The sequence below is a fragment of the Sorangium sp. So ce426 genome (assembly GCF_051475585.1).
Classification (GTDB): domain Bacteria; phylum Myxococcota_A; class Polyangia; order Polyangiales; family Polyangiaceae; genus Sorangium; species Sorangium cellulosum_B.
Window position 1 is genome coordinate 2,076,235 of record NZ_CP150341.1, and the last position, 25,834, is coordinate 2,102,068.

Consider the following 25,834-nt stretch of genomic DNA (forward strand, 5'->3'; position numbering starts at 1 on the left):
GTGCCAGGAGCACAAAACCGGCGGGAAGAGGAGCCAATCAAGGGAGGTCCACGGCGTCCCTTCGTCCATCGAGGTGTTCGAATGGACCTTGCCAGATCCCTTGTCCGCCCGGGAACGCGGCTCGCTGCCGTCTTCCTGGCGTCGTGCGTGGCCGCGTGCTCGGGCGCCGAACCCGCCGCTCCAGGGCAATCGCCGCCCGACGACACCGAGCTTTCGCCCGAGCCTCCGCCGGAGCCCGAGCCGCCGCCAGGCGCGCCGATCGACGTCCAGCGCTACGAGGTGACGGGCGAGTTCGACTGGAGCCGGGGGCGGCTGGTCGCGACGGTCGCGATGACGCTCCTGCCAGGCGACGACGGCCTGCGCTCGCTGCGCCTCGACAGCGCGGTCGCCGAGGTCAAGGCGGTCCGGCTGGCCGGGGGCACGGACTTGCCTTTTGCGGTCGACGCCGAGCTCCGGGCGCTCCGCATCGACGTCTCGCGCGTGCCTGACATCGCGGCGGACCAGGCGATCACGCTGGAGATCGACTATGAGGCCGCCGAGAGCGACGCGCTCCACGCGATCCCCGCCCGCCGGGGGGACCCCGCCGCGTCGCGCGCTGTCTACACGCTCTCGGAGCCGCTCAACGCCGCGCTCTGGATGCCGTGCCACAACACGCCCGAGGACCGCGCCGTCTTCTCCATCGACCTCGGGATGGGCGCACAGGAGACGATGATCGCGAACGGCACGCTCGTCTCCGACGAGCAGGGCGCGTCCGGCCGCCGCATGAAGTACGCGACGGACTACACGGTGCCCATCTACCTCATGGCCTTCGCGATCGGCGACTTCGAGGTCGAGGGCACGATGAAGGGGAGCCTCCCCGTCTCTGTCTGGCACCGGCGCGGCGTCCCGGGCGATTACGATCGTCTGCTCGACGAGGTGGTCCGCTCGATCGGCCTCTTCGAGGAGCTGCTCGTGCCCTATCCCTTCGAGAAGTACGCGCTGGTGCTCGTGCCGGAGTACGGCGGCGGCCTCGAGAACCTCGGCATCACCTTCCAGGGGGAGTCCCGGAGCACCGCTCCGACCAGCTCCGACGACCTGAGGCTCACGATCCACGAGCTCGGCCACCAGTGGTTCGGAGACCTCGTGACCGTCAAGACCTGGGACGATCTGTGGATCAAGGAAGGCATGGCGACGCTGCTCGCGGAGGAGGGCGCGCGCCTCTACCTGGATGAGAGCGGCGAGGGGACGCTGAACGGCGACTCCTTCGCGGCCGTCGTGGACTCCCTCATCGTGGATCCGGACCGCGATCCCGACGACAAGTACACGAGCGGACCTTACGACCGCGCCGCGTGGCTGCTCACCCAGATCCGGAGCCTCATCGGGGAGGAGTCTTTCTGGGGCACGCTGCGCGACGTCCTCAACGACCACCGCTTCGGCGCCATCGGTACGGACGAGTTCCTCGGCGCCTTCGCGCGGCACCTCGGCCCCGACGCGACCGCCCGCGCGCGGCGGGCGCTCCGGGCCAGCGCGCTCCCGCACCTCGAGCTCGGGCGGTCGCCCTCCGGCGGCGTGCTCGTGACGCTGCGCGATCCGGACGGCGCGCTCGTCGCGCCGCTCGATCTGCTCTGGATCGCGGACGACGGAACGACGCGCTCGCAGGTGCTCGAGGTCGATCAGGGCGCGGACGTCGCCCCGCAGCAGGAGGGCGAGCTGCTGATCTTCGATCCGCTCGACCGCCACATCCCCTGGTTCTACCTCGTCGACTCCAGCCTGGACCCGGAGGACGACGCGGCGCGCTTCTCCTCGTTTCGCCTTCCCACGAGCCCCTCGCAGGTCGCGAGCCTCCTCGAGGCCGGCGGCGTCCACCAGACGGCCGCCCTCCATGTCGGCTTGCCGGAGACCCTGGCCCCGGGCGCGTTCGCGGACTTCCTCGACGGTCTCGACGCCGAGGACGCCAAGGGCATGGCGGTCGCGGCGGCGTGCGTCAGGGCCGCGGATCCGGCGCTGGATCCAGCGCTGCGCGCGGCGTGGTCGAGCGCGCTCGCGCCGCTGCTCGCGGGGCCGCCCTTCGCGCGCTGGACCGAGTTCACGCCGTCGCTGGAGTACGGGGCGTGCGGCGAGGTCGTCGACGCGCTGGCGCTCTACGCGGACGCGTGGTCGGCGCTCGCGGCGGGGCCGCCGGCCGGCGACCTCTCCGACGCGCACCTGCTGTTCCTGTACAACTTCGAGCTGCCGCTCGAGACGGTGGTATCGGCGTGGGGGAACGTCGCCAGGCAGTCCAGCTCGCTGCGCGCGCGCTCGCTCGCCATGACGAGGATCCGCCTCGACATCGATCGCGCTCGGCCGGAGCACGTCCCCGCCCTCCGCGCCTTCTTCGCCGAGATCGCCGTGTCCACGGAGGTGTTCGATCTCCTTTACCAGGCGCTCGACGGGATGAGTCGCACGAAGGCGCCCACCGCGTCGGAGAACGCGGAGGCCCTGGCCGCCCTGCGCCAGCTGCTGCGCGCGGCGCCGACGACGCCGCTCGACGGTTTGGCGGTGTGCGTCGCCCGCGAGCTGACCCAGGGCGACGCCGCGGCGTGGAGCGAGTTCGTCGGGGGCCTCGACGGCGTGGAGCTCTCCGCCGAGGCCGCCGCGATGCTCGCGGACCCGTCCAGCTGCTGAGGACGACGCCGCGCCTCGACCCATCCGAGCCGTCAGGTGCAGGCGCCGAGGCCCGGCAGCGCCGCGCGGCCGTGTGCACCGCGACGGACGCGGCCGCATGGCGCGGCTCCTCAGGGCCATGGACAATGAGCGCATGCCTCCCGGCGCTCCCGCGTCCGCCTCCCCGCGCCCCGGCGCGATCACCGACGTCGCCGGCATCGAGGTCGGCCATTTCACCGACAGCCGCCGCCCCACGGGCTGCACGGTGGTGCTGGCGCGCGAGGGCGCCGTCGCCGGCGCGGACGTGCGCGGCGCCGCGCCTGGCACGCGCGAGACCGACCTGCTCTCGCCCTCCAACGTGGTCGAGCGCGTCCACGGCGTCCTGCTGGCCGGCGGCAGCGCCTGGGGCCTCGACGCGGCCTGCGGCGTGATGCGCTGGCTGGACGAGCGCGGCGTGGGCATGACCGTCGGCCCCGCCCGGGTACCCATCGTGCCCGGCGCCGTGCTGTTCGACCTGGCGCTCGGCGACCACCGTATCCGTCCCGACGCCGCCGCTGGCTACGCCGCCTGCGAGGCCGCGTCGAGCACGCCGCCCGCCGAAGGCAACGTGGGGGCCGGGGCCGGCGCCGTGGTCGGCAAGATCTTCGGCTTCCACCGCGCGATGAAGGGCGGCATCGGCGGCGCCTCCGTCACCGTCGGCGGCGTGACCGTGGGCGCCATCGTCGCCTGCAACGCGCTGGGCGACGTCGTCGACCCGGAGACGGGCCAGGTGCTCGCCGGCGCGCGCACGGAGCGCGGCACGCGCCTGCTGGACACGCGGCGCGCGCTGCTGCGGGGCGACACGCCGAGGCCCATGCTCGCGGGCAGCAACACCACCATCGGCGTGATCGCCACGGACGCCGTGCTCACCAAGAGCCAGGCCTGCCGCCTCGCCACCGTGGGGCACGACGGCCTGGCGCGCGCGATCAACCCGCTGCACACGCTCTCCGACGGCGACGCCCTCTTCGCGCTGGGCACGGGCGCATCCGGCGCGACGCTCGGCATGATGACCCTGTGCGTCATGGCGGCCGAGGTCTGCACGCTGGCCGTGGTGCGCGCCATCCGCGCGGCGCAGGGCGTGACGCTCGGCGCTGCGTACCTGCCGGCGGCGGGGGACATGGGATGATGCCTGTCGACGCGCGCTGAAGCCAGTCACGGTGCTGCGCTCGAAGCCGCGGCTCGTCCTCGTACTTCCTCGTACTTCCGCGACGGGAGCCGCGACTCGTCCTCGTACTTCCGCTGCGGAAGCCGCGACTCGTCCTCGTACTTCCACTACGCTGGTCAGAACCACGGAGGGGTGACGGTAGCGACAATGGATCCGCCGGACGGAGCCGCCGCGCGAGGGGCCTTCGCCGCCGCGATCCGCTCCCGTGATGTCGCCGTGGTCGGGGGCGCCGAGAGCCCGGCGGACCTCCCATGCCGTGAAGCTCGCACGCACAGCTGAGAGGAGATGAGGACAAGGATGCCCACCATTGCGATCGTCGGCGCCGGCGTGGCCGGCCTGCATCTCGCGCTGCACCTCCAGAAGGAGGGCCTCGACGTGAGCCTCTACGAGGAGCGCACGCCGGACGAGATCCGGACGGGGCGCCTGCCCAGCACCGTCGGGCTCTCCCTGCTGACCCGGGAGCGCCAGCGGGCGCTCGGCGTCGCGCACTGGGAGGGGCCCGAACATGCCACGAGGACCATCCGGATCCGCGTCGCGGCCGAGCCGCCGATCGACTTCGTCGGCCGCCTCGCGGATCGAGCGCTCTTCATCGACATGCGGGTCTATCTGCCCCGGCTGCTCGAGGACTTCGTCGCGCGTGGCGGCCGCGTGGTGAGGGCCGCGCTCGACGCGGCCGGCGTCCGCGGCCTCGCCGCGGCGCACGACCTCGTGGTCGTCGCCACGGGGCGGGCGGGCCTCACGGACCTCTTCCCGAGGGTCCCCGAGCGAAGCCCGCACGCCGCGCCGATGCGGCGGCTCTTCGCGGGCATCGTCCGCGGGCTCCGCATGCCGCCCGGGCCGATGGAGTTCATGTTCCAGCTCTCCCCGGGGCACGGCGAGATCTTCGAGAACCAGTACATCACGCTCGGCGGGATCGTTCCCTCGGTGCTCATCGAGGCGATCCCCGGCGGCGCGCTCGAGCCGATCACGCGGATGCGCTACGAGGACGATCCGGCGCGCTTCGACGCGGCGCTGCTCGACGCGGTGCTCGCGCACGCGCCGCTCACGGCCGAGCGCGTCGATCGGGCGAGCTTCGGCGTGGCCGGCCCGCGCGACTACCTGACGGGCGCCGTGACGCCGGTGGTGCGCCGCGCGTACGCGCCCCTCGGCGGCGAGAGGTTCGCGCTCGCGCTGGGCGATCTCCACATCACCCACGATCCGATAACCGGCCAGGGCGCGAACATGGCCACGCTCGCGGCGTCGCTCGCCGCCGAGCAGATCGCCGGGCAGGCGGCCGCCGGCGCCGCGTTCGACGAGGCGTTCTGCGCGGACCTCGAGGACCGCCTCTGGAACGGGCTCCGGGCGGCCACGGAGTGGACGAACGCCTTCCTCCTGCCGCCGCCGGACCACGCGCTGGCCCTCCTCGTCGCAGCGTCGCGCAGCCAGCCGGTGGCCGACGCGTTCGCCACGAACTTCTCGTACCCGGAGCGCCAGTGGGCGATCCTCTCATCGCCCGAGGCGACCGCCAGCTTCATCGCGAGCCACGCCTGACGATCAGCTGAAGCGCGCCCGGATCGGCGCCGGGCTCTCGCAGATCGGGCACGCGTCCGCGCGCTCGGCGATCTTGCCGCAGTCCTTGCAATCGACGCGATAGCCGTGGAAGCCCGGGTCGTGCAGCTCGACGCTCGTCTGCGCCCTGTCCGCGCGCTTTCCCTCGTATTTCACGCGCATTGGCACGAACGCGATATAACGCACCTCGATGTGCTCGCACCGCGAGCACCGCTCCGGCACCGCGTACGCGTTGGTCGTCGTGAGCCCGCGCGCGAGGCCGCCTTCGGCGTGGCACCGCGGGCAGCGGTCGTCCGTGAACACGAGGTGCTGGCACGCGCCGCACGTGATCTCGTACAGCCCGTCGACGAACATCTCGCCCTTGTAGACCCACTTGACCGGCCCGACGGGCTCGCCCTCCATGAGCGGCACGAGCCCGTCGACATACGAGCGCAGGTTGAGCTTCTGTCCCCCGCACGCGGGACACCCCGCCTCGACCATCTCGGCAAACGCACGTTCGGAGAGCCTGCTCATGGTCGTCGCCTTCTAGCACGCCTCGCCGGCGGGAGGACCGAAATGGCGGGGCCGCGCCAAAGCCGGCCATGAAGGGCCCTGGCGCGCCGCGCTGGAGGGGCCAGCCTCCACACCTGGAGGCCGCGGCCTCCAGGGCATGACCTACGAGCGGGCCCAGGCCATTCCAGCAGGCACCCGGGATCACGCGAAGCCGGCGCTCGCTCCACAACCAAGCGCCGCGAACTCGGGGGTATTCCGCCCAGCGCGCGGCCTCCGGCGGCGCCGCGCAGGGCCGCCCAGCCGTGCCTCCAGCGCATGGCCTGACGATTGCAATTACGTCGATCCGTTGTTCCGTCGGTCGCACGGTCGGTCAGGCGATTCCCACCATGACGTCGAGGGATGGGAAGAGCGCCTGCCCAGCATCGATATCGCGCTCGCGTGAGACGAGCGCGCGGGCCTGCCGGCGCGGAGGCGCCGCGGCCGCGCGCGCCGCCCTGGGGGCGAGAGCGCCCCGACACGAACCGAACCCGAGGTGAACCATGTCGTCGGTCTCCATCAAAACAACGATGATCTTCATTCTCATCGGCGCGGCCGCGGGCTGCGCCGTGCCCGCCGAGAAGGACGCGCCGGAGGAAACGGCGGTCGAGTCGCAGGCCGTCGAGTGCAGCAAGGAGTGCATCCTGGCGATGGTGAACAGGCAGCTCTCGCTGATGGGCGAGTTCGGGAACGAGGAGGAGTTCACGCGGGCGCTCCGGGAGCTCGTGGCCATCGGCCCGGCGGTCGTCCCCGTGGTCGCCGAGGTCTACAAGGCGTGGTCGGTGTCGTTCCCGCCGGACAAGGCCGAATCGGCGAGGCCTGGCGAGATGCGCTGGCGGGCGGCTCACCTCCTTGGCCTGCTCGGCTCGCGCGACGGCATCAAGCCGCTGAACGAGATCGCCACGACGAAGCTCCCCGACCCCGAGGCCGACGAGCAGCTCTTCGCGGATGAATACCGCGTTCGCCTGCGCGCGATCGCCGGGCTCGAGGCGCTCGGCGCCGCGGAGGAGCTGAAGGCCATCTTCTCCGCGGGCGATCTCCTGCGCAACCCGGCGGCGGCGAGCCTCTACGCCCTCGGGATCGACGTCGGTGGGATCCAGCTGATCGACGCGCGCAAGGCGCTCGCGGAGGACGTCGCCGACGTCAAGGATTACAACCCGAACAACGGTCGACCGGCGCAGCCGGAGAAGCCCGGATCGCAGGTATTCAAGGTGGCTCCTCGGACCGACACGCCTGTCATCACTCGTTGAGGGATCGATCATGAAAAGCACGATCAGCGCCATTCTTGCGTCTTGTTTGCTCCTCGGCGTCGCCTCCGAGGCCCGCGCCGACACCTGCGACACCGTGCGGGGGACCGATCCCGGGGTGATGACGAGCTTCTGGTGCACGCAGCCGTGGATCGACTTCTACTGGGATGCGTACGACTTCGACAAGGGGGACTGGGACGACGGCTTCGGCTGGGAGGCCGCGTGCGACCGGAGGCGGCCGCTGGCGCGCACGTTCCAGGCGATCCAGCTGCTCAACTATGCGTCGCCGAACGAGGCGCTCAAGACGAACGACTTCAACGGCAACATCCTGCGCTGGGGCGGCAACTACACGATCCGTGAGTTCGACGAGCTCGACGCGCGGTGCGGGGACGGGTCGAAGCGGGCGTACACGACCTGGGGCGGGTTCGACGACTACACGGAGCTCTACATCCCGTTCTTTTACAACGAGAACGTCGTGGAGCGCGCCGGGACGCTGATCCACGAGGCGCGCCACGCGGACTGGTGCGGCCACAGCGGCAACGACGGCAGCAACAAGTGCCCTGCGAAGAGCGAGTCGTGCGACGAGAAGTACCTGGATGGGTGCTCCGGGATCGGGTCGCCCAGCGGGCGGGGCGCGGCCGGCTACCAGGTCCTGTGGCTGTGGTGGTACGCTTTCGAGGCCGACGCCCAGCACAGCTCGTCGACGATGAAGGCCTTCGCGAGGGACGAGGCGAACCGGATCCTGAACACGATGTTCGACGTCAATCCCTGCTTCAACATCACGAGCAATGGCAGCAAGATCATCACGTGTTAGGCGGCTTTTGCTCGGCGGCCTCCTGTGGGGCGCGCTGTGCCTCGCGGGGTGCGCCGGGCACCCTGGCTCGGACATCCCGCCGGCGCCCTGGGCGCAGCTCGAGGTGAACCGCGGCGCAGGCGAGGAGACCGTCGTCTGGATCGAGCTGAGCGGCACGTTCGAGGGGCACCAGGGGACGACGGCGCTCCGCGGAGAGCTCACCGCCGAGCAGATCTCGGGTCTTCGAGAGCTGTTCCGGGACGAGCGGCTCGCGATCTACCGGAGCGACGCGCTGCCCGCCGACGGCAGCGTCGACCTCGCGGGCACCGCCGAGCGGCCGATCTTCCGCGTCGTGGTGCGCGAGGAGAGCGACGCGATCCGGGCGGGCTCGGAGAAGCTTTCGGCGTATTTCGCCGAGGGGGCGCAGCGCGCCGAGACGACCGAGATGCTGCGGGAGGTCAAGGCGATCCTCGCCGCAGCGGCGCCGGTCCCTTAGAGCGACCGACGGCGTCCGGCGCGCCCCTGTCGTTAGCGTCTACAACCGACGCTCGATCCCTCTGCACGCCGAGCCTGACCGCAGCGTGCCAGCGTCAAGGACAATGGCCAGGCTCATCGCCCGTCGCCGCTGCTGTCCGAACGGTCTCGACGGTCGCGAATCGTCGTCACGGACGGAACTACGCACATCCGAGACGTGCAGGACGAAATACGGATGGTATCCGGACGTCTGCATTATGACAGTGCGCTAACCTACCGTCAGTCCGGTTCCGGTGTACAAACCGCGCATGGAGCTAGCAATCTTCCTCATCGCGCACTCCACGTTCGCGGTCTTCTTCCAGACCTTCTTCCTGCACCGGTACGCCTCGCATCGGATGTTCACGATGTCGAAGCGCTCCGAGCGAGTCTTCCATCTCCTCACGTACCTGACGCAGGGCTCCTCGTACCTCGTCCCCTGGGCCTACGCGATCTTGCACCGCATGCACCACGCGTACAGCGACACGCCGAAGGACCCGCACTCGCCGCGGTACTTTGCCGAGCCCGCTTCGATGATGTGGCGAACCAAGAAGCTCTACGACGCCATCTGCGACGGCGCCGCCGACGTGGAGCCGCGCTTCCGCGGCGGCTACCCCGAGTGGCGCACGCTCGACCGCATCGGCAACTCGTGGTTCAGCCGCATCTCGTGGGGCGCGGGCTACGCCGTCATCTACATCGTCTTCGCCTCGCACTGGTGGCAGTTCCTGTTCGTCCCGCTGCACTGGACCCTGGGCCCGCTGCACGGGGCGATCGTGAACTGGTGCGGCCACCGCTACGGCTACCGCAACTTCAACAACGACGACGGCTCGCGCAACACGCTGGCGCTCGATCTCGTGACGCTCGGCGAGCTCTTCCAGAACAACCACCACAAGTACTCGATGAGCCCCAACTTCGCGGTGCGGTGGTTTGAGATCGACCCGGCCTATCAGGTCATCCGCGTGTTCGCCTGGATGGGCATCCTCCAGATGCCCGACAAGCGTCAGGTCGCCCGCCTGGAGCCCGACGCCACGCGGGCCGACGGATAGGCAGCCCGCTCCGGAGCAGCGCCTTCTCGGCGTCCCTCGGGCGATACCTGAGAAGCTCCCGGGAAAGCCTCGCATCAGCGGGCATATCCGCAAAACCGGCGCCCGCTTCATGGATTTCTCGACGATGAGCTCGGGCGTGGACCTCGAACCTTCACCAGGCGATCACGCACAACCATTGCGACATGCTAGAGGCAGTCCCCATGACGCCCTCAGATCGTCCTCACGTGCCGTCGAGCCTCTCACGCAGTCAGCCGATGCCAGCCGGCGAAGCACTGCGCAGGCTGCGAGACGGTAACCGCCGCTTCGCCCAGAACGTGCGGAGCGTCGACACCATGCTCAGCCAGGCCGCGCGCAACGCGCTGGTCGCAGCCCAGGCGCCGATCGCGATCGTCCTGTCGTGCTCGGACGCGCGCGTCCCGGCCGAGCTCGTGTTCGATCAGGGGCTCGGGGACCTGTTCGTGGTGCGCGTTGCCGGTAACGTCGTCGCCCCGACGCTGGTCGGCAGCGTCGAGTATGCGATCGCTGCGTTCGGCACGGCGCTGGTGATCGTCATGGGGCACACGCACTGCGGCGCGCTCGCCGCGACGCTGGACTGGATGACGGAGCGCGGCGCCTCGCCCTCCGGGGCTGTCCACGAGATCCTCGCGCGGATCAGGCCGGCGGTCGAGGAGGCAAGGCAGCCCGGCCTCGACCGCGCGGCGATCCTCGCCGCGGCCACGCGCGCCAACGTGCGCGCCTCGGTTCGGGAGCTCAGCCAGAGCGGGCGGCTGGTCGAGATGGTCGCGCGCGGCGACGCCGTCGTCATCGGCGCCGAGTACTCGCTCGCGACGGGCGCCGTGGATTTCTTCGACGACGTCCCGACATGAGCGCCCGGCGCGTCCTGCCCGGCTCGGACTTCTGGCACGAGGCGTTCGCGCTGCAGGGCGCCGTCGCAGCGCGGCTCCTGCCGCGGATGCTCGTCTTCGCGCTGGCGGCCGTCGCCTCCGTGCTGGTGCACCAGCGGGCACCTTCCGTCGCCCTTCGGCCGGAACCGATCGAAGCGTCGACCGTGGTACTCGGCCTGCTGCTCGTCTTCCGCACCAACGCAGGCTACGCGCGATGGTGGGAGGCCCGCGCGCTCTGGGGCAGCATCGTGAACCAGGCGCGCAACCTGACCGTATCCGCCTTCGCCTACGGGCCGACCGACGCTGCGTGGCGGCAGGCGATCACCCGGTGGGTGGCCGTCTTCGCGCATGTCACGCGTCGCAGCCTGCGCGCCGAGCGGGCGCTGCCTGAGGTCGTGATGCTGGTCGGCGCGCCCGACGCCGCCGCGGTCGCGGGGGCGGAGCACATGCCCAGCTACGCAAGCGCCCGCCTTGCAGTGCTGCTGCGCGATGCTCGTGACCAGCACCACATGGACCCCTTCGCGTTCCTGCAGCTCGATCGCGAGCGGGTCAGGCTGCTCGAGCACGCCGGTGGGTGCGAGCGGATCCTCGCGACGCCGATCCCGAGCATTTACTCGTTCACGACCCGCAGCTTCATCGCCGTCTACCTGCTGGCCCTGCCGCTGGCCCTCGTGTCATCGATCGGCTGGTTCACGCCCATCGCCGCGCTCTTCATCACGTATCCCATCCTGGCGGTCGAGCAGATCGGCGCTGAGCTTCAGATCCCATTCGCGATCACGAGCCTGAGCCATCTGCCCCTCGACGAGATCTGCGGTACGATCGAGCGCAACGTGCTGGCGGCCACCGTTGAGGTGCCGCTACCGCCCGGCAGCGCTCCGACGCGTGGGCAGAGCGACACTCCGCCGCACGAGCTCGTCCGTTGATGCCGGCGCGCCCACGATCCTTTGAGGCCTTCTGCCCTCGACGAGGTGAACGAGCTGGTGCTTTCGTCCTCCGGATCCGCGTCACTCCTCCCGGATCAGCGCCTCGATCGCCTCGAACACGCGCGGTACGACAGGCAGGCTCGGATCGGTGTACGCGTCGGCCTGCGACGCGTTCGACAGCGTCGCCTCCTTGAGCGTGTGGCTCATCCCCTCGACGATGACGAGCGTCGCGTCCGGCCGCGCGCCGGCGAGCCGCTCCGCGTCCTCGACCTTGGTCTGGAGATCGGTCGTCCCTTGCAGGAGGAGGATCGGCGCCGTCACGGCCGCGAGCTCCACCGCGGGGTCGTGCTTCATCCAGGAGATGACGAACGGCTGCACGCTCGGCCGAAACAGGCTCATGAACACCTGACTTTGCGGGATGTCCGTGACGGGCTCCCCGGCCTCGAGCTGGTCGAGGATCGCGTTTGCCCTCTCGCGATCCGCGTCCGGGAGCACTTCGAGCTGATCGCGCAGGACATCGCCGATGGGCCGGCCCGCGCCGGCGATCGAGACGAACCCGTCGATCTCGGTCTCCCGGGCGACCAGCATACCGAGCAGCGATCCCTCGCTGTGCCCCACCACCGTGATCGTCGCGAAGCGCCCGTCCTCCCGGAGCTTCTTCACCCACAGGCCGGCGTCGTCGGCGCCCATCTCGAAGAGCAGCTCCTGCTCCGTCCGGGGGGCCGCGGAGACGCTCGCGCCGATGCCGGCCTTGTCGTAGCGAATCGACGCGATACCCCTGTCCCGGAGCCCTTCCGCGAGGAGCCTGTACGTGTCCGGCTCGATGCCCGCGGCGACCTGATTGCCGTCCCGGTCGGTCGGCCCCGAGCCGGGGATGATCACGACTGCAGGGAACGGCCCGCACCCGGCCGGCACCACCAGCGTGCCAACCAGCGTGCCTCGTGCGTTGTCGACCGTGGTCCTGGCGCTGGACGCCGCCGGACACCCCGGCGCGTCCGGCGTTGTCGGCGTCTCCGTGCCAGGCACGTCCGTGTCGTCAGGGAGCGCGCCGCTCCCGCCGGCGGACGACGCGCGCTCTCCGGCGCCGCAGCCCGCGCAGAGGGGCGACGACGCGAGCGCGGCGGCGCACGAGACGGCGAGCGCGGCGCGGCGCGCCGGGACCACGAGAACCGATCGCAATGACATGACGAGCCCTCCGAGGATGAGAGAGAGGTGCAGCGCCGCCCGGGGCGCACCGGTGCGCCCTCGCGGTCGCGCGAGCACCAGAGAGCGCGCCGCGCGAGCGGGGCGGCGCGCCGGGGAGGATCGATGACTCAGCCGAGGTGCGCGAGCGCGACCTTCGAGAGGATCTCCGACAGGAGCACGAGGCCGATGAGCCCCGCGATCAGAGGCGCGCCCCGCAGGCCAGAGGCGTTCCTGAAGCCCCCGACGAGGAGCGTCAAGGACCACACGAGACACACCGTCCCGAGGACGGCGATGACGGCCAGCTCAGGGGTGAACGCGGGCGCGCTCGCCGGCAGCCGCGGGGCGAGCAGGCCGAGCGCGACGGCGGCGAGCGCGAGCGGCGCGCGCGACAGCCCGATCACCCCGAGAAAGTCGACGAGCCGCACGCGGCGCCGCAGGAGCCGCGCATACGTCCAGAAGAGCAGGGCGGGCAAAGGCCACGCGACGACCTGCTCGAGGAGCGCCGTCCGGTACGGGATGACGGCAGGTGCCGCGTGCAGGTCGAGGAAGCCGTCGAAGCGAACGCCGAGCCTCGTGACGGCGACGCTCAGCGCGGCGACGGCGAGCCCCGCCGCGGCGGCGAGCCCCCCGCCGAAGCGCTCGAATGGATTCAGCGCGAGCCGCCATCCGCGCACGGGAGGCCGCGGCGACATCGTGGCGAGCAGCCGCTCGCCTTCCGCGGGCTTGATGACGTTGTCGCGCACGAGCGCGCGAACTCTCTCGTCGGGCGTGGTCATCATCATAATCCCACCTTGCGCAGAGCCTCCTCGGCCTCCTTCGCGGAGAGCCTCCCCTTCTCGAGCGCATCCAGGATCTCGTGCCGGCGCCGCGCGATGCCCTGCTCCAGCGCGTCGAGCCGGCCAATGATCTCGTCGAGGCGATTTCGCACCGTCGGATAGCTGATCTGAAGGACCTGAGCCATCGCCTTCAGGCTGCCTGAAGAGCGCACGAACGCGGTCACGAAGGCGAGATCGTCCGGCGACAGCTGGAGCAGCGCGGGGATCTCGAACTGACCGTCCAGGTTGGTTCCGCAGCTCTGGCAGCCGAGCCGCGTCGCGCGCAGCTCCCCATCACAGCTAGGGCATCGGACGACAAATCTTGCCACGGGATGAGTGGATTATCCTCACCGAGGTCAATATTGTCAATGTCGAGGTGATGAAAATTGATCCGAAAATCAATTTTGTTTAAGAGCCGCCCTCGTCATGCGTTCGGCGCGGCTTCGGCCCGCCCGGGGCGCTGCGGCGCGTGCCGCTCGCGACGGCTCAGCGCCGCTGGCGACGCCGCGCGGACGCGAGCGCCGCGATGAGGCCGAGGCCGGCGAGGGCCATGGGCGCAGGGGCCGCGGGCGAGCCGGCGGCGCGGCAGCTGCAGCCGTCATCCCCCTCGGCCATCTCCACCTCGTCCGTGCCGCCGGTCCCCGCGCCGGTGGAGCCGGCGCCGGAAGCGGCGGAGGAGGAGCTCGAAGCGCTGGGGCCGGGCGCCACGTCGCCGCCCGCGCCGTCGCTGCCGCCCGTGGCGCCGCCGCCCGCGGTCCCGGTGCTCCCGCTCCCGCCGGAGCCGCCCGCGCCGCCTTCACCGCCCGCGCCGCCTGCGGCGCCGGAGCCGCCCGCGCCGCCGGCGCCGCCTTCCCCGGAGGAGGGCAGCGCGGGGCGGACGTCCTCGAGGGTGTCCCCCTCCACGGCGTCATCGAGGACGATGACGGGGCTGTCCGTGAACTCGGACGGGTTGCGCAGCAGGCCGATCTGCGTGAAGTGCGCGTTGTTGTCGGCGAGCGTCTGCGCCTTCCCGCCGGTGACGACCTGCTCGCCGTCGAACCACACGTCGACGGAGCCCTGGTTCGGGTTCGTCGACCACCGGATGTGCAGCGCGATGCGGTGCCACACGCCGGGCGTCACCGCGCCGGCCGCCTCCCAGTGCACCTTGTTGTCGGGCTTGCGGGTGGCGAAGCTGATGCGCTGTCCGACGACCTCGAACGACATCATCTGGCTATAGCTATTCTCGGACTCCCAGTATCCGATCTGCGTCGGCGGGTCGGCCGCGAGCGCCTCGGGGAGGTAGAAGCTCCAGGCGAAGTAGGTCTGGGCGCCCTCGGCCGTGCGCCCGGCGGCCGGCTTGTGGTTCAGCTCGACGCGCTTGATGCCGTTCGACCACCTCGCGTCGTTGGTGAGCTGGACCTTCCCGGCCCTCGTGCCCTGAAGGACAGGCGACGTCACCACGGAGATGTGCTCGCCGTTCAGGGTCGTGTTCCACTGGTTCAGATTGCCCGTCTCGAAGTCTCCGGTCCAGACCGGCGCCGCGGAGGCGCCCGCGGTGAGCGTCGTCGCCAGCGCGGCCGCGGCCAGGGTGGAGAGCGAGCGGCGAGGTCGCCGCGCGAGGAGCGCCCGGGAGGGGGCGAGCAGGGATCGATGTGCGGTAAGGAGATCGGTAGAAGTCATGGCGGGATTCGACGCGTTTTCCGGCCGGCAGTCAACCGGGAAGCCGCGCGCCGCCGCCGACGCGGCGCGGCTCGTCGGGCTCTCCAGCGCGTCCTCCAGCGCGTCGCGCGCGGCCGTCAGCGCTTCAGGCGGAGAGCTCGATCCAGAGCGCCCGAGTCTCGCGCGACCGGAGGTGGATGAGGCGCTCTCCGGTGTTGAGGGCGTCGCCGGGGCAGGTCCAGGGCTCGAGGCAGACGAAGTCCTTGCCCTGCAAGGTCCACACGACCCAGTGGGTGAACTCGGGCGAGCCGCGGACGGCGATGCGCACCCCCGCGGCGCCCTCGATCGAGAGCGCGCTCTCGGTGGAGCCGTGGTCGAGCAGGTGGAGGTCGACCTCGGGCCGGGTCAGGTCGAAGCCGGAGAACGGCGCTTCCCGCTTCGTCGTGTTGTCGAACGCGCGCGTCGCCCGCGTCTCGATCGAGGCGCGGGCCTTGTCCGCCTGGGGGACGGCGAAGTAGGGGTGAAACCCGGCGCCGAACGGCATCGGCGGCGCGCCGTCGCCTGTCTCGTTGGTGATGCGCAGATCGACGCGGAGCGCCCTGCCGCGCAGCGTGTAGGTGAGCTCGGCGCGGAAATCCCAGGGGTACTGCGCGCGCGTCGCCTCGCTCGACCGGAGGACGAGGCGCGCGTACGCGCCGCCCGACTCGAGGGTGCCACGGTCGTCGAGCGACCACGGCAGGGTGCGGGCGAAGCCGTGCTGGCGCATCTGGCCCGCCGCGCCGGCGGCGGACCAGGCGTCGCCGGCGAGCTTGCCGGGCGAGGGGAAGAGCACCGGGTTGCCGCCGCGCACGTTGGCGGTGCGATCGTCGAGCGTGCCGCGATCGAGGTAGAGCAGCGCGCGGCCGCCGACGGTCAGCTCGGTCAGGATGCCGCCGCGGGCCGGGGCCAGCACCGCGCGGCTCGCGGCGTCGCTGTCGGCGAGCTCGATGGTGGGAATCGCGCCTTCGACTTCCTTCACGCTGAACATGACTCCTCCGGTCTCTTCAGTTGCTTTGCAGCCACGCGAGCAGCCCGACGATCAGCGCGAGCGCCGCGATGGGCAGCGCGATCCACCCGAGGACCGCCGCCCAGCCGCGGCGGAGGGAGCGGCCGCCGCGATCCTCGCACGCGAGGCAGATCGCCCAGACGCGCGCGCCGCCCTCCGTGAGCACGCAGCAGTCGCCGCACACGGGCGCGCCGCAGCGCGCGCACGGCCCCGCCGCCTCGGCGCCGCAGCGCGTGCAGCGCGCGACGGCCCCGCCGCCGCCGTCGTGGAAGATCAGGCCGCCGGACATGGGGCTGCGCCCTCCGGCGGCGGAGACGAGCGCATCGACGAGCGCGGGGGCGCGTGACAGGCGGGCTCGCGGGTGGGCACGGACGTCTCCTCCGCCGCGATTCTGCAAGCTTTGTGGGCTCGAGACAACGCTGGAACCAGCAGGGCGCGCTGGACCCTCGGCAGGACGGCGCGCCACCCAGCGCTGCGCCGCGGGCGCCGGCGGTGCAGCGCAGCGAGCGTGCCCCCTGTCAGCAGTGCAGCGACCGCGGCTTCCGCTATCCTTGGGCCATGATCGTCGGCGAGGAGCTGGAGCAGCTCCGGTTGCTCCTCTGGAACAGGGAGGATCACGCAATCACGGAGGAGGAGGCCCTCGCGCTGTACGAGGCGAACCGGCAATGGGTCGATCGCGCCTCGATGAGCGAGCGCGAGCGGCGCTTCTTCGACTATCTCGTTGCGCGGTACGGCCGAGGCGTATTCAATGGCTGAGCGCGACGAGCACCGGCGGATCCTCGACCTGCTCACGTCGCTGGATGCAGCCTTGCTAAGGCAGTCCGAGTGCTGGTTTGCGGGCGGGACGGCGATATCGCTCCGCTGCGACGAATTCCGCATCTCGCGTGACGTCGATTTCCTCTGTGCCTCCCGCGAGGGGTACAGACAGCTGCGGCAGCGCGTCTACGGACGCCCGAGGCGAGGGCCGTCGTCGAGGCGAGGGTCGAACGGGAACGATGACACGCCCGAGCGGCCGAGGCGGCTCGCTTGTTCGTCGGTCGCGACAGCCCTCCTCAGCGCAGGCCGGGGAGGGGCAGGCCCGGGAGCGAGTTGCCGATCGCCGTGATGAGCTGCTCGTGCGTGATCGTCCCCGCGAGGCGGAACGGCACATCCACGTTGAGCGTCTCTCCGCCGATCGCGACGGTGCCGCTCACCTGGTACGGGATACCGCGGCTCTGCGCCGCCAGCGCGGCGATGCTCGTGAGGTCCTGCCACTTCACCGAGATCGGCGCCTCGATCCGGGTCCACTTCTTCGCGGGCAGCTCGAGCGGCGTGAGCGCGGTGACCGTGCCGACGTCGTACTTGCCGTCGAGCAGCACGCTCGCCTTCATCGAGCGCGTCGAGAGATCGATGCTGTTCGGGTTGTACGCCTGGATCTGGAGCCGCAGATCGATGCCCTGGACGGTGACGGCGGTCACCGTCGCGAGCTCGGGCTTGAGCGTCGGCGGCTCGGGGCGCGAGCACGCGACGAGGGTGACGGCGGCGGCGAGGAGAGGCGATCGCACGGCGGGAGATGTGGCGCGGATCTCCATGGAGCTCAACGGAAATCGGGCGCGCCACCGGGCCTCGTCCGCGGCCCGGTCCGCGGCCCGCCGGATCGCTCGACAGCCCCTGCGCGCGCCAGCGCCTCCGCCCCCGCGCGCGCCAGCGCTTCCGCCCCCGCGGGAACCCTTTCGATCTGCTATGCCCGGCGCATGGGCATCCTCCCGCTCGCCGAACGCCTCGCCAAGAAGGCGCTGAACAGGTCCGGGGTGCAGAGCCGCTGGGTCGACACGTCGGTCTGCCGGCTGCACCTCTACGATGCTCCGGGCACGGGCCCGCTCCCGACGGTGGTCCTGCTCCACGGCATCGGCTCCTCGGCGCTCCCGTACGCGCCGGTGCTGCAGCGACTCCGGGGGCGCGCCCGCCGCGTCATCGCCGCGGAGTCGCCGGGGCACGGGTGGAGCGCGGCGCCGGCGTCGGCGTTCACGCCGGAGTGCCTCGCCGCCGCCATGCACGAGCTGCTCGACCGCGAGCTCGACGAGCCGGCGATCGTCGTCGGCAACTCCCTCGGCGGCGCGGTCGCGGTGAGCTACGCGCTGAGCTCGCCGGGCCGCGTGCGCGCGCTGGTGCTCGCGTCGCCGGCCGGCGCCTGCATGGAGCAGGCCGAGCTCGCCGAGCTGCTCGGCGTGTTCAACCTGCGGTCGCGGGCCGACGCCCACGCGTTCTTCGCGCGCCTCTACCACCGCGTCCCGTGGTTCACCCCGCTCATCGCCGGCGACGTCGTGCGGACGTTCTCGCGCGAGACCATCCTCTCCTTCAGGCGCTCGGCCCGGTGCGATCACGCGTTCACGCCCGAGCAGCTGGGCGCGCTCTCGATGCCGATCCTGCTGATCTGGGGCCGCTCGGACCGCCTGATGCCGAGCGCCAACCTCGAGTACTACCGGCGGCACCTCCCTCCGCACGCGGAGATCGAGGAGCCCGAGGGCATCGGGCACTGCCCGCAGGTCGACGACCCGCGCCGCTTCGCCGAGCGGATCGCCGCGTTCGCGTGGGCGGCGCGCTCGACGGCGTCACCGGGCGCGGCGCCGTCGCCCTCGAGCGCGGCGCCGGCGGCGTAGGGGGCGGCGCCGGCGTCAGGCGTCCTCGGGGAGCGCGCCGTGCCGCTTGAGCAGGGCGCGGGTCAGGCTGCGGCGCAGCGGGATGATGCGCTCGCCGTCGCTGCCTGCGCCGAGGAGCACGGTCGCGAAGAAGTAGGTGTCTGCCCCGCGCTCGACGTAGCCGACCAGCCAGCCGGTGCTCGATCGCTCGTCCATCTCCATCCCCGTCTTGCCGCGCAGCGTGTAGGCCGGCGTCTGCTCCAGCACCAGGATCCGCTTCACGATGTCCATGCTCCGCGCGGAGCAGGGCAGCGCGCCGGCGTGGAGCCGCCGCAGGAAATCGATCTGCTCGTGCGGGGAGATGCGGAGCCCCCCGGTCAGCCAGAACTGGTCGATGCCCCCCGAGATGTCGCGGTTGCCGTAGCCGAGCGCGTCGAGGTGCGCCTGCATGCGCTCGGGCCCGATCCGGCGCGCGACCTCCTGGTAGAACCAGACGACCGAGTGCTTCATCGCCGACGCGAGATCGTGATCGCGGTTCCAGTCGGGCACGCGGCGCTGCACCCCGTCCCACCGCAGCGTGAAGCGCTCGTCCGGGATGACCCCTGTCTCCAGGCCGATGATCGTGTTCGGGATCTTGAAGGTCGAGGCGGGCACGTACCGCGCCGCCGCGCGGTCGGGGTTCACGACGCGGGTGACGCCCTGCGCGGCGTCGAACAGGACGAACGCGCCGTCCACGCCCTCCGCGCGGAGGAGCGCCGCCCCGCCCTCGTCGATCTCGGTCCGCGCCGCGGCCGGCGCGCTCGCGGCCGGCGCGCTCGCGCCGGGCGGGGCCGCCCCGCCGCTCGCCGCCGGGGGAGCGGACGGCGGCGGCGGCGCCGTGGCGCAGGCGCTCGCCGTCGTGACGATCGCGAGGAGCGTGCAGGAGAGCAACGGACGCGCCGAGGCCAGGGCGCGGCGCGAGAGGCATCCGGGGAGCGGAGAAAGCATGGCGCCCTCAACGCGGCCGGGGGCCGCGCGCATTCCCGAGCCATCGCCGCGATCGTCACCGCCGTCGCCGCCGCTCATTCCCGCGCCGCCGCCGCGGTCGTCGCTGCCATCGCCGTCCGCTCGCCCTCCGCGAAGTCGACGTCGATCCCGACGATCTTCATGAGCCGCAGCGCGTTCGCGCTCGTCACCACGCCGGGCTTCAGCTTGTAGTCGAAGGTCATCCTGTCCTCGACCACGAGCTCCTCGAAGTGCATGTTGCGCACCCGCCCTGCGGTCTCCTGCTCGAGCACGGAGAGCCCCATGTCGTGGGACGACACAGCGCCGATGGCCCCCCGCGCGACGAGGTGCCGCACGACCGCCCGCGCCCCGATCTGGCGCTCCCGCGCGTTCGTGCCGTGGAGGATCTCGTCGAGCAGGAACAGCACCCGCTCGCCGCCGTTCGCGCCGTCGACGACGCGCTTCAGGCGGGTCAGCTCGGCGTAGAAGTGCGAGACGCCGTGCTCGAGCGAGTCCTTGATCCGCATGCTCGTCCGCACGCGGACCGGCGAGAGCGACAGCGACGACGCGCAGACCGGCGCGCCCGCGAGGGCGAGGGCGGCGTTCACCCCGACGGCGCGCAGCAGCGTGCTCTTGCCCGACATGTTGGACCCCGTCACGAGCAGCGCGGCGCCCGCGCCCTCCAGCGAGACGTCGTTCGTCACCCGCCGGTCGCGCGGGAGGAGCGGGTGGCCGAGCCCCGCCGCCGTGAAGCGCGGCTCGCCGTCCTTCACGTCGGGGTACGCGTAGTCGGGGTTCTCGTGCGCGAACGTCGCGAGGCTCGCGAGCGCCTCCATGTGCCCGAGCGTCCGCATCCACGCCTTCACGTGCCGGCCCGCGCGCAGCTTCCACCGCTCCAGCGCGAGCGCGCACCACACGTCCCAGAGCAGGAAGAGGTTGGCGGCGATGTGGACGAGCCCGCTGTGGCGCAGGTCCGAGTAGCCGACCCGGCTCTCGAGCGCCGTCATCTCCCGCGAGGCGAGCACGCCCGAGGGCCCCGCGAGCTCGGCCTTGAGCTCGCGGAGCAGCGCCGACGAGAACGCCTGCTCCTCGACGCGGGCGAGGATCGGCCGGTACCGGGCGAACGGCGCCTCGCGCGACGAGGCCGCGGCGACGATCGGCTCGACCGCGGGCCGCAGCAGGACCAGCACGAGGATCTGGGCGGCCAGCGGCAGGAGGTAGGCGTGGCGGAGCAGCCCGAGCTGCTCCGCCGGGATGAACCGCGGCGCCGCGAGCAGCGCCAGCGTCAGCGGCACGAGCACCTTCGCCGCGGTCAGGAGCGCGCTCACCGGCAGGCCGCCGGCGCGGGCCTCCGGGCCGAGCAGCGCCGGGGGCGCCTCGGCCCACGCGATGAGCGGGCCGGCCTCGCGCCCGCGCGCCCCCGCCTGCATGCCCACCACCGCGAGATCCTCCCGGAACGCCCCGAGGCCGGCGAGCTCGCGCACCGCCTCCTGCCGCGCCGCCACGGCGGGCGCCGGGGCGGGCTCCGCGAGGAAGGCCGCGAGCGTGGCCTCGCCCTCGCCCGTCTGCGCCACGTTGAGCAGCTGGAACAGCGACGCCTGCCCGAACACGTCGAGATCGCCCGTGTAATCGTGGTCCGGCGCGGCGAACCGGTCGCCGCGCTCCGGGAAATCGGCGAAATCGCCGGCGACCCGCCGCTTGCCGCGCACGTAGAGGCCGATGCGCTGCTCGAGCTCCGTCATCCGGGTGACGAGGCGCGCGTGCGCGACGAGCAGCCCGAGGAACACCGCGGTCACCGCCCCGGCGGCGTACGCGACCCACCGCGGCACGTCGCCGAAGAGCGCGTACCCCCCGGCCACGACCGCCGCCAGGAACGAGACGCCGCGCAGCAGCGAGAACGTCTTCGAGCGGCGCTCGAGCGCGCCGGCCTCGGCGCGCAGGACCGAGAGGCGATCCTCGTAGGCGGACAGGACGTGCTGCGCGACGGCGTTGGGGGGCGGCTCCACGGGGCCCTCTCCATAGGCCACCGCCGGCCGTGCATCCAGCCGGAGGGGTGGTCCTCACACGAAGGCCACGAAAGCTTTGAAGCGTCCTGGCTGGCTGCTCGTACAATGCCGCCCATGGACCAGAACCTGCTGGAGCGCCTCAAGGCGTACACCGTCGTCGTCGCGGACACCGGCGACATCAACTCGATCGAGAAATTCCGCCCCCAGGACGCGACGACGAACCCGTCGCTCATCACGGCGGCGGCCCAGATGCCCGAGTACGCCGACATCGTGAGCGGCGCGCTCGCCTGGGGCCAGAAGGAGGCGGGCCGGGGCAAGGGGCCGGACGACGTCGTGGGCCTCGCGTTCGAGCGGCTCGCCGTCGACTTCGGCCTGCGCATCCTGAAGATCATCCCCGGCCGCGTCTCGACCGAGGTCGACGCGCGCCTCTCCTTCGACACCCAGGCGACCATCGAGAAGGGCCGGAGCATCGTGCGCCTCTACGAGGAGGCCGGCGTCTCGCGCAAGCGCGTCCTCATCAAGATCGCCTCGACGTGGGAGGGCATCCGCGCGGCGGAGGTCCTCGAGAAGGAGGGCATCCACTGCAACCTCACGCTGCTCTTCGGGCTGCACCAGGCGATCGCGTGCGCCGAGGCAGGCGTGACGCTCATCTCGCCGTTCGTCGGGCGCATCCTCGACTGGTACCTGAAGGACACCGGCCGCACGAGCTACGCGCCGGCCGAGGACCCCGGCGTCGTCTCGGTCACGAAGATCTACAACTACTACAAGAAGCACGGCTACAAGACCGAGGTGATGGGCGCGAGCTTCCGCAACATCGACGAGATCAAGGAGCTCGCCGGCTGCGACCTCCTGACGATCTCGCCGAAGCTGCTCTCGGAGCTCGCCTCCGCGCGCGGCGACCTGCCGAGGAAGCTCGACCCCGACGCGGCGCGCGCCCTGCAGATCGCGAAGGTCCCGATGGATGAGGCGGCGTTCCGCGCGATGCACGCCGCCGACCGGATGGCCAGCGACAAGCTGAGCGAGGGCATCGACGGCTTCGCGAAGGCGCTCGCCTCGCTCGAGGTCCTGCTCCGCGAGCGCCTCCAGCAGGGGGCCGCCTCCTAGCGCCGGGGACGCGCGACGCGCGGGCGCGGCGGAGCTCCGGGGAGCGGGCCCGGGCGCCGCGCGCCGCGTCTACCACGCACGCCGCGCGCCGCGTCTACCCCGCGCGCCGCGCCTGCGTGCGCCTGCGTTGAGGAGTGGAGGCGCGGGAAGAAGGCGGAGGGCCGGCTTGCATGTGAGCCTCCCCGTCCTCTAGGATTCGTCAAACTGGACGAATCTCGGCAGCATTCGATCGCCCGCGCCGCGCGTGGTCGACTGCGGTTCTCCGGGAGGCTCCCCGTGGAGCCGCCCTTTTCGCGATGGCATCGAGGAGGCGACGGTGAAGCTCACGTCACAGGAGTACTGGGAGAACCACTGGAAGGGCTACGTCGGCACCGACGATCTGGGGGGCGGCTGCGAGATCTACGACGACGTCGCTCCGTTCCTGCCGCGCGGGGAGGGGCTGTCGTTCTTCGAGATCGGCTGCGCACCCGGCCGTATCCTTGTCGACTTCTGTGGGCGCCTGGGGTTCACGGCGTACGGCCTGGATTACGCCTGCGACCCGGAGGTCGTCGAGCAGGAGATCCGGAAGCGCGGCATCAAGGTCGGCAAGATCGAGAAGGGGGATTTCTTCAGCTGGAAGCCCCAGCAGAAGTTCGATATCGTTGCTTCCTTCGGGTTCATCGAGCACTTCGATGACGCCGGGGCAGTGATGGATCGGCACTTCGAGCTGGTGAAGCCGGGCGGCACCGTGGTCGTGGGCATGCCGAACTTCGCCGGCGGGCAGAAGGCGCTCCACTGGCTGCTCGATCGCAAGAACCTGAGAGGCCACAACACCCGCATCATGAACCTGCCGTTCCTGGAGGCCGCCGCCCGCCGCAACGGCGCCGAGATCGTCCAGGCCCGCTACACGGGCGGCCATTTCGATTTCTGGCTGGACGACGAGGCGCCGCTCCTGGCGCGGCGTGTCGTCTGGAAGGTCGTCCCGCCCCTCAAGGCGATTGCGCGCCGGGTGGTCCCCGGCGAGACGAACCCCTGGTTCTCGCCCTTCCTGTTCGCCATTTACCGTGCGCCCCTGCTGCCCGCAGGGACAGCCGACGCTTGATCCATTCCCCGATGAGCGAGCCGAGCCAGAACGCCGCCACCCCGCCGGTCGTCCGCGACGCAGACGCCGATCACCGCTTCCGCGAGAGCGCGCGGCGCCACGGCTGGGATCCCGACGATCCGTGGGTCGGGGGGTATGCCACGTGGGAGTGGCGCCGCAGCCGCCACGCCTACGACGACCTCTTCACGTCGGTCCGCGGCAAGAAGGTGCTCGAGTTCGGCTGCCACTTCGGCGGAACCTCGGTCGTGCTCGCGGCCCTGGGCGCCGAGGTGACCGCGCTCGACGTCGACCCCATGTACGTCGAGCTGGCGCAGCTGAACGCCGAGCGCCACGGGATGTCGGACCGGATCCGCGTTCATCACGTCCCCGACACGACCGCGATGCCGTTCGCCGACCGGGAGTTCGAGCTCGTCTCCTGCAACAGCGTGCTCGAGTACGTCCCGCCCGAGCGCCTGCCGGCCGTCCAGCGCGAGATCGATCGGGTGCTCGCGCCGTGGGGGTTCATCGTCATCCTGGGCACGAGCAACCGCCTCTGGCCGGTCGAGTGCCACAGCCGCCGTATCCTGATGAACTACGTGCCTCGGGCGCTGCGCCCGCTGTTCCCGGGCAGGTCGATCTACAGCGTATTCCCCTGGGAGCTCCGGCGCGGGTTCGGCGACTATGTCGACATCTCGCAGCAGGATCGGGGCCGGCTGATCGTCGACCTGAAGGCCAAGATGGGGCTGTCCGGGCCGCGGCTCATGGCCTTCTCGGCGGCGAACCGGCTGCTCGGCCCGCTCGGGATGCACGTGGGCTTCGTGTCCCCGACGATCACGATGGTTCTTCAGAAGCGCGGTGAGGGAGGAGCTGGCGATGGCTGACGGGAGGACGCGGGTCTACATCACCGTGGACGTCGAGTGCGCCGAGGAGCGCATCCTGGGCGATACCAAGTCTCCCGCGATGGGCTACGACCTCCGGATCTGGGGTCGCTTCGTCAACCAGCGCGAGCCCCTCGGCATCGAGCTCATCATGCGCGAGCTCGAGGCGTACGGCCAGCGCGGGACGTTCTTCGTCGAGGCCATCGGCTCGTACAGCTTCGGGATGGACGGGCTGACGAGCGTGTGCCAGGCGCTCCACAGCCGCGGCCACGACGTGCAGCTGCACGTGCACCCCGTGCAGCGGCGCGCGGACTGGCACACCCGGGGCGAGCCCCGCGTCTCCGACGACATCGCCGACTACCCGGTCGAGGAGCAGACGCGGCTCCTCCTCGAGGGGCGCGACCTGCTCGTGCGCGCGGGCGTCCCGGCGGGCGAGCTGCTCGGCTACCGCGCCGGCAATTTCGGCGCGAGCAACGACACCTGGCGGGCGATGAAGCGGGCGGGGCTCGTGCTGAGCAGCAACTACAACCCCTGCTACTTCAGCAAGAACTGCAAGATGCAGTATCCGGGCGCGCGGCTCGGCCTCTTCGAGACGCCCGAGCCGGGGGTGTACGAGCTGCCGGTCACGAACTTCATCGAGCCCACGAGGCGCTTCAGGCACCTTCAGATCACGGCGGTGACCCTCGACGAGATCAAGCACTGTCTCCTCCGCTACCGCGCCCTCGGGGTGAAGGAGGTCACGCTGGTGACCCACTCGTTCGAGTTCTATTTCCTCGACTCGGCGGAGGCGCGCCGCGGCTTCCCGAACCGGCTCAACGTCGAGCGGCTCCGCGGGCTCTGCCGCTTCCTCGACGAGAACTCGAGGGATTTCGAGGTCGACACCGTGGGCGCCCTCGCGCGCCGGCTCTCGGACGCGGCGCCTTCCACGCACGGGGAGCGCGGCGTCGACGAGGGCGCGCCGCCCTCGCTGCAGTTCCCCCACTCCAACGCGATCCACCACGCCCGCCGCGTCGTCGAGCAGGCGTACAAGCGCGTGGCGCAGCGGCTCACGTTCGGCTAGCCCCGTCGGCCAGGGGCGGCCGGGCTCCTGCGCCGCCGTACGGCGCGAGGCGCGAGGCTGATCGCCGCTCACCCGGCGCCCGCGCCCCGGCTGCGTTCCGCGGTCGCGAGCGTCGTCGACGATGGCGCGCCGCCGC

General features: G+C 71.6%; 26 protein-coding genes. 16 read left to right on the plus strand and 10 right to left on the minus strand.

Annotation, left to right across the window (positions count from 1 at the left end; genetic code table 11):
* Positions 1 to 81 precede the first annotated feature (81 nt).
* From WMF44_RS07830 to WMF44_RS07840, 3 genes are all read left to right on the plus strand, one after another.
* Positions 82 to 2,643 (plus strand): M1 family metallopeptidase, encoded by a 2,562-nt coding sequence (locus WMF44_RS07830; RefSeq protein WP_437298500.1) that lies wholly within the window; start codon positions 82 to 84, stop codon positions 2,641 to 2,643.
* A gap of 133 nt (positions 2,644 to 2,776) precedes the next feature.
* Entirely contained in the window at positions 2,777 to 3,787 is a 1,011-nt protein-coding gene (locus tag WMF44_RS07835; protein WP_437298501.1) for a P1 family peptidase, read from the plus strand.
* Positions 3,788 to 4,123: 336 nt separating this feature from the next.
* The gene (locus tag WMF44_RS07840) at positions 4,124 to 5,356 is read left to right on the plus strand and encodes a styrene monooxygenase/indole monooxygenase family protein (RefSeq protein ID WP_437298502.1); all 1,233 of its coding nucleotides are present in this window, start codon (positions 4,124 to 4,126) and stop codon (positions 5,354 to 5,356) included.
* 3 nt (positions 5,357 to 5,359) lie between these two features.
* On the opposite strand, the gene WMF44_RS07845 is transcribed toward WMF44_RS07840, so the two are convergent.
* Entirely contained in the window at positions 5,360 to 5,887 is a 528-nt protein-coding gene (locus WMF44_RS07845) for a hypothetical protein (RefSeq protein ID WP_012234081.1), read from the minus strand.
* Between the two features lie 518 nt (positions 5,888 to 6,405).
* Here WMF44_RS07845 and WMF44_RS07850 point away from each other — a divergent pair.
* The 6 genes from WMF44_RS07850 to WMF44_RS07875 all read left to right on the plus strand — a co-directional run bounded on the left by WMF44_RS07850 (position 6,406) and on the right by WMF44_RS07875 (position 11,305).
* The gene (locus WMF44_RS07850; RefSeq protein WP_437298503.1) at positions 6,406 to 7,152 is read left to right on the plus strand and encodes a hypothetical protein; all 747 of its coding nucleotides are present in this window, start codon (positions 6,406 to 6,408) and stop codon (positions 7,150 to 7,152) included.
* Between the two features lie 10 nt (positions 7,153 to 7,162).
* Entirely contained in the window at positions 7,163 to 7,963 is an 801-nt protein-coding gene (locus tag WMF44_RS07855; protein WP_437298504.1) for a hypothetical protein, read from the plus strand.
* 7 nt (positions 7,964 to 7,970) lie between these two features.
* Positions 7,971 to 8,438 carry a hypothetical protein gene (locus WMF44_RS07860; protein WP_437298505.1) on the plus strand — a complete coding sequence of 156 codons (468 nt, stop codon included), beginning with the start codon at positions 7,971 to 7,973 and terminating at the stop codon, positions 8,436 to 8,438.
* A 286-nt stretch (positions 8,439 to 8,724) separates the two neighbouring features.
* Positions 8,725 to 9,498, plus strand: coding sequence for an acyl-CoA desaturase (locus tag WMF44_RS07865; protein WP_437298506.1), 774 nt, complete (start codon positions 8,725 to 8,727; stop codon positions 9,496 to 9,498).
* A 254-nt stretch (positions 9,499 to 9,752) separates the two neighbouring features.
* Positions 9,753 to 10,364, plus strand: a complete 612-nt coding sequence (locus WMF44_RS07870) for a carbonic anhydrase (RefSeq protein ID WP_437301543.1) — start codon at positions 9,753 to 9,755, stop codon at positions 10,362 to 10,364.
* Positions 10,361 to 11,305, plus strand: coding sequence for a bestrophin family protein (locus tag WMF44_RS07875; protein ID WP_437298507.1), 945 nt, complete (start codon positions 10,361 to 10,363; stop codon positions 11,303 to 11,305). The genes WMF44_RS07870 and WMF44_RS07875 overlap by 4 nt, the downstream gene beginning before the upstream one ends.
* An 81-nt stretch (positions 11,306 to 11,386) precedes the next feature.
* Here the strand turns inward: WMF44_RS07875 and WMF44_RS07880 are convergent, their stop codons facing one another.
* The 6 genes from WMF44_RS07880 to WMF44_RS07905 form a co-directional block, all read right to left on the minus strand.
* Positions 11,387 to 12,490 carry an alpha/beta hydrolase gene (locus WMF44_RS07880; RefSeq protein WP_437298508.1) on the minus strand — a complete coding sequence of 368 codons (1,104 nt, stop codon included), beginning with the start codon at positions 12,488 to 12,490 and terminating at the stop codon, positions 11,387 to 11,389.
* A 128-nt stretch (positions 12,491 to 12,618) separates the two neighbouring features.
* The gene (locus WMF44_RS07885; RefSeq protein ID WP_437298509.1) at positions 12,619 to 13,272 is read right to left on the minus strand and encodes a YIP1 family protein; all 654 of its coding nucleotides are present in this window, start codon (positions 13,270 to 13,272) and stop codon (positions 12,619 to 12,621) included.
* Positions 13,269 to 13,634, minus strand: coding sequence for a DUF2089 domain-containing protein (locus WMF44_RS07890; protein ID WP_012234087.1), 366 nt, complete (start codon positions 13,632 to 13,634; stop codon positions 13,269 to 13,271). Before WMF44_RS07890 ends, WMF44_RS07885 begins: the two co-directional genes overlap by 4 nt.
* 157 nt (positions 13,635 to 13,791) lie before the next feature.
* Complete coding sequence (locus WMF44_RS07895) at positions 13,792 to 14,964, minus strand: polysaccharide lyase (RefSeq protein WP_437298510.1); 1,173 nt, start codon at positions 14,962 to 14,964, stop codon at positions 13,792 to 13,794.
* Positions 14,965 to 15,088: 124 nt separating this feature from the next.
* Positions 15,089 to 15,970 carry a galactose mutarotase gene (locus tag WMF44_RS07900; protein ID WP_437298511.1) on the minus strand — a complete coding sequence of 294 codons (882 nt, stop codon included), beginning with the start codon at positions 15,968 to 15,970 and terminating at the stop codon, positions 15,089 to 15,091.
* Positions 15,971 to 15,986: 16 nt separating this feature from the next.
* Positions 15,987 to 16,277, minus strand: coding sequence for a hypothetical protein (locus tag WMF44_RS07905; protein ID WP_437298512.1), 291 nt, complete (start codon positions 16,275 to 16,277; stop codon positions 15,987 to 15,989).
* 269 nt (positions 16,278 to 16,546) lie between these two features.
* On the opposite strand from WMF44_RS07905, the gene WMF44_RS07910 reads away from it, so the two are divergent.
* Together WMF44_RS07910 and WMF44_RS07915 are read left to right on the plus strand one after the other, a co-directional pair.
* Entirely contained in the window at positions 16,547 to 16,744 is a 198-nt protein-coding gene (locus tag WMF44_RS07910) for a hypothetical protein (RefSeq protein WP_044964272.1), read from the plus strand.
* Complete coding sequence (locus WMF44_RS07915; protein ID WP_437298513.1) at positions 16,737 to 17,093, plus strand: nucleotidyl transferase AbiEii/AbiGii toxin family protein; 357 nt, start codon at positions 16,737 to 16,739, stop codon at positions 17,091 to 17,093. The genes WMF44_RS07910 and WMF44_RS07915 overlap by 8 nt, the downstream gene beginning before the upstream one ends.
* Here WMF44_RS07915 and WMF44_RS07920 read toward each other — a convergent pair.
* Positions 17,041 to 17,532: an LEA type 2 family protein gene (locus WMF44_RS07920; RefSeq protein ID WP_437298514.1), complete on the minus strand. Its 492-nt coding sequence runs from the start codon at positions 17,530 to 17,532 to the stop codon at positions 17,041 to 17,043. The genes WMF44_RS07915 and WMF44_RS07920 overlap by 53 nt on opposite strands.
* Before the next feature lie 189 nt (positions 17,533 to 17,721).
* On the opposite strand from WMF44_RS07920, the gene WMF44_RS07925 reads away from it, so the two are divergent.
* Positions 17,722 to 18,627: an alpha/beta fold hydrolase gene (locus WMF44_RS07925; RefSeq protein WP_437298515.1), complete on the plus strand. Its 906-nt coding sequence runs from the start codon at positions 17,722 to 17,724 to the stop codon at positions 18,625 to 18,627.
* A gap of 15 nt (positions 18,628 to 18,642) precedes the next feature.
* Here the strand turns inward: WMF44_RS07925 and blaOXA are convergent, their stop codons facing one another.
* Positions 18,643 to 19,593 (minus strand): class D beta-lactamase, encoded by a 951-nt coding sequence (gene blaOXA, locus WMF44_RS07930; protein ID WP_437298516.1) that lies wholly within the window; start codon positions 19,591 to 19,593, stop codon positions 18,643 to 18,645.
* A gap of 74 nt (positions 19,594 to 19,667) precedes the next feature.
* Complete coding sequence (locus tag WMF44_RS07935) at positions 19,668 to 21,596, minus strand: MutS family DNA mismatch repair protein (protein WP_437298517.1); 1,929 nt, start codon at positions 21,594 to 21,596, stop codon at positions 19,668 to 19,670.
* Between the two features lie 114 nt (positions 21,597 to 21,710).
* On the opposite strand from WMF44_RS07935, the gene WMF44_RS07940 reads away from it, so the two are divergent.
* The 4 genes from WMF44_RS07940 to WMF44_RS07955 all read left to right on the plus strand — a co-directional run bounded on the left by WMF44_RS07940 (position 21,711) and on the right by WMF44_RS07955 (position 25,698).
* Positions 21,711 to 22,700 (plus strand): transaldolase, encoded by a 990-nt coding sequence (locus WMF44_RS07940; RefSeq protein WP_437298518.1) that lies wholly within the window; start codon positions 21,711 to 21,713, stop codon positions 22,698 to 22,700.
* A gap of 316 nt (positions 22,701 to 23,016) precedes the next feature.
* Entirely contained in the window at positions 23,017 to 23,781 is a 765-nt protein-coding gene (locus WMF44_RS07945) for a class I SAM-dependent methyltransferase (RefSeq protein WP_437298519.1), read from the plus strand.
* An 11-nt stretch (positions 23,782 to 23,792) separates the two neighbouring features.
* Positions 23,793 to 24,641, plus strand: a complete 849-nt coding sequence (locus tag WMF44_RS07950; RefSeq protein ID WP_437298520.1) for a methyltransferase domain-containing protein — start codon at positions 23,793 to 23,795, stop codon at positions 24,639 to 24,641.
* A complete protein-coding gene (locus tag WMF44_RS07955; RefSeq protein ID WP_437298521.1) occupies positions 24,634 to 25,698 on the plus strand; it encodes a polysaccharide deacetylase family protein in 1,065 nt (354 codons plus the stop codon). Before WMF44_RS07950 ends, WMF44_RS07955 begins: the two co-directional genes overlap by 8 nt.
* The last annotated feature ends 136 nt before the right edge of the window (positions 25,699 to 25,834 follow it).